Raw genomic sequence first — 3,359 nt, 5'->3', positions numbered from 1 at the left:
GGGCAGGGTGCAGTACCTCAACTCGACCCTCGCCGATTGGCTCGGCTACGACCTTGCCGAGTTCGAATCCACCGCCATCCGGCTCAGCGATATCGTCCGCGGCGACGGCGCCAGCCTGTTGATGCGCGGCCGCTCGGACGGCGAGATCCGCACCGAGATCATCGATATCGACCTCGTTCGCCGTAACGGCACCAGCTTCCCGGTGCGGCTGATGCATCGCGCCGCCCGCCTCGCCGATGGCGAGCTCGGCGAGACCCGCACGCTGGTGCTCGATCGCCGGCAGGGCGCCGACAAGGAAGAGGCGCTGCGCGCCTCGGAAGTCCGGTTCTCGCGCTTTTTCAACGACACGCCGTTCGCCATTGCGACGCTCGACAAAGCCGGCCGCATCATCCGCACCAACGCGCCGTTCAGCCGGATTTTTGACTGGGCCGGTGGTGAGCAGTCGATCGACATGCAGCCGATGGCTGACCTGATCGCCGAGGGCAACCGCGAGGCCTTCGCCAAGGCGCTCGACGCGGCGCTGGCCAGCCGCTCCGAGATCGAACCGGTGGACGCGACGCTGACCCGCGGCAGCGACCATGCCGTGCGCCTCTATGTCTCCAGTTCCGAGGAAGCCGAGGGCGCGGCAGAGCGGATCAACGTTTATGCGCTCGATATGAGCGAGCAGCGCAAGCTCGAGGCGCAGTTCGCCCAGGGCCAGAAGATGCAGGCCGTGGGCCAGCTGGCCGGCGGCGTGGCGCATGATTTCAACAACGTGCTCACCGCCATTATCGGCTTTGCCGACCTGCTGCTCTTGAAGCACAAGCCGGGCGATCCGAGCTTTGCCGACCTGATGTCGATCAAGAACAGTGCCAACCGCGCCGCCGGCCTCACCCGGCAGCTCTTGGCCTTCTCGCGCCGGCAGACGCTCAGGCCACAGGTGCTGGAAGTGCCGGGGCATCTCGACGACCTCACGGTGCTGCTGAAGCGGCTGATCGGCGAGCAGATCACCCTCAGCGTCGAGCATTCCAACCCGGTTTGGCCCGTGAAGGCCGACCTGGTGCAGCTCGAGCAGGTGGTGGTGAACCTCGTGGTCAACGCGCGTGACGCCATGCCCAATGGCGGCGACATCACGCTCAGGACCCGCAATGTCACCGAGGGCGAGGCCACCGGCTTCACTTACACGGGGATGCCGCCGGCCGATTACGTGCTGATCGAAGTCGAGGACACCGGCACCGGCATGCCGCCGGAAATCCTCGAGAAGATTTTTGAGCCGTTCTTTTCCACCAAGGAACTCGGCAAGGGCACTGGCCTCGGGCTGTCGACGGTCTACGGCATCGTCAAGCAGTCCTCGGGCTTCATCTACACCGACTCCGTCGTCGGCACAGGCACCACGTTCCGCATCTTCCTGCCGCGCTATGTGCCGACCGAAAGCGATGTGCCGGTCAAGCAGGCGGTGGTGCAGGTCAAGGACCTCACGGGCCACGAACGCATCCTGATCGTCGAGGACGAGGACAGCGTGCGAGCGTTCTCTGCCCGAGCGTTGCGGACCACCGGCTATGAGGTGTTCGAGGCCGATAGCGGCGACGAGGCGCTCGATGTGCTGGAGGAGCTCGACTACAAGATCGACCTGATGATCTCGGACGTGGTGATGCCGGAAATGGACGGCCCGACGCTCCTCACCAAGGTGCGTGAGCACATGCCGGATCTGAAGGTGATCTTCGTTTCCGGCTACGCCGAAGAGAACGTCCGGCAGGACATTGCCGACAACCAGAGCGTCGAGTTTCTGCCAAAACCCTATTCGCTCGACCAGATCAACTCCAAGGTGAAGGACGTCTTGGGCAAGGTCGAGCAGGGCGCGGAGTAGCGGGCAGTAGCCTTTCGGCTCCGGCAGGCCTATATGCCGGACATGGATACCAGCCTTCCCAAGATCGACCAGTTCCTCGCCGCCCTCGACAGCGCCGTCGCCGATGGCAGCTTTGTGCGCCTGGCGCTGCGCCTGCCGTTCGGCACCGACGAGACGCTGAAGAGCATCGACGTCAAACCCGCGACCATCCGCGAGCAGCTGAAGCTCAGCTTCACCTTCCACCACCAGACCCGCGACCTCGTGCAGAACCATCCGCCCGCTGGCGCGATCGGTCAGCTCAGGCGGCTGATGGAGAAGGATTTTCGCCAGGCCTTCCTGTTCACCACGGCGTTCGACCTGCAGTTCGACAGTCAGGGCAAGTCGCCACGGCTGAAGCAGAGCGAGCCGACCAGCAAGGCGCCGGCCACCCTGTCACACGATCGCGCTAAGGCTCGCCCGATCCCGGCGGCTGGCAAGGCCTGGCTCACCGAACTCGGCGTCACCGGCGCCGACGGGCAGGTGCTGAAGGCGGCCGGCGACAAGTTCCGGCAGATCAACCGCTATGTCGAAATTCTGGGGCCGCTGCTGAAAGCGATCCCTGAGGGCAAGCTGAACCGGGTGGTCGATATGGGCGCCGGCAAGGGCTATCTGACCTTTGCCGTGGCTGACTATCTGAAGCAGAACCTTGGACGATCCGCCGAAGTGGTGGGCGTCGAGTTCCGCGACGACCTGGTGAGGTTCTGCAACGACACGGCCAACGCCATTGGTATCGGCAATCTGAGCTTCGAGCAGGGGACGATCGAGAATTTTGACTCCGCCGGTGCCGACGTGCTGATCGCGCTGCACGCCTGCGACACCGCCACCGACGACGCCATCGCCAAGGGCATCGCCGCTGGCTCCGAGCTGATCGTCGTCGCGCCGTGCTGCCACAAGCAGATCCGCCGCGAGATCGAGACCTCGAACCACGGCAACGCGCTGGATTTCCTGATGAAGCACGGCATCTTCGTCGAGCGGCAGGCCGAGATGGTCACCGACGCGATGCGCGCCATGATCCTCGAGCATTTCGGCTATTCGACCAAGGTGTTCGAGTTCATCTCGGACGTGCATACGCCCAAGAACGTGCTGATCGTCGCGACGAAGACCAAGCGCGGCAAGGATGCCGCGCAGTTGAGGAAGCTGGCGGAAGCGAAAGAGTTTTTTGGCATCCGCCGGCACTATCTCGAGGATGCGGTGGGGCTTTGAGCGCCATGTTTGAGGCTGGCTCGGGGTTCACGAGCGGCCAGCAGCTGTTGTGGCTCACCCCTCATCCGGCGCTACGCGCCACCTTCTCCCCGACGGGGAGAAGAAACCTGAGAGCGCAGCGATCGCCTCTTGTTCCTCTCCCCGTCGGGGCTACGGGATTCACAGATTTGCATCGTGCAGGGCGATGGCGATGCCGGTGAGCATGGCGGCGAGTTCTCGCCAGCCGTTTTGCATGGTTTTTGGTCCCGGTGGCTTGCCATAGCAGTGCCATCCGCCCAGGCGGGCGGCGACC

Annotated in this window: 2 protein-coding genes; both read left to right on the top strand. The window is 64.3% G+C overall.

Features of this window, described 5'->3' with window-relative positions; all coding sequences use genetic code 11:
• The coding region (locus VW23_RS03660) for a hybrid sensor histidine kinase/response regulator (protein WP_069908238.1) at positions 1-1,846 on the top strand (1,846 nt) is incomplete at its 5' end.
• Between the two features lie 33 nt (positions 1,847-1,879).
• On the top strand, positions 1,880-3,067 hold the full coding sequence (locus VW23_RS03655; RefSeq protein ID WP_201788006.1) for a class I SAM-dependent methyltransferase: 1,188 nt from the start codon (positions 1,880-1,882) through the stop codon (positions 3,065-3,067).
• Positions 3,068-3,359: the final 292 nt, after the last annotated feature.

Origin of the sequence: Devosia insulae DS-56 (assembly GCF_000970465.2) — a bacterium.
Classification (GTDB): domain Bacteria; phylum Pseudomonadota; class Alphaproteobacteria; order Rhizobiales; family Devosiaceae; genus Devosia_A; species Devosia_A insulae.
The sequence above is the reverse complement of the archived record's forward strand: the minus strand, read 5'-3'. Positions and strand labels throughout refer to the sequence as shown.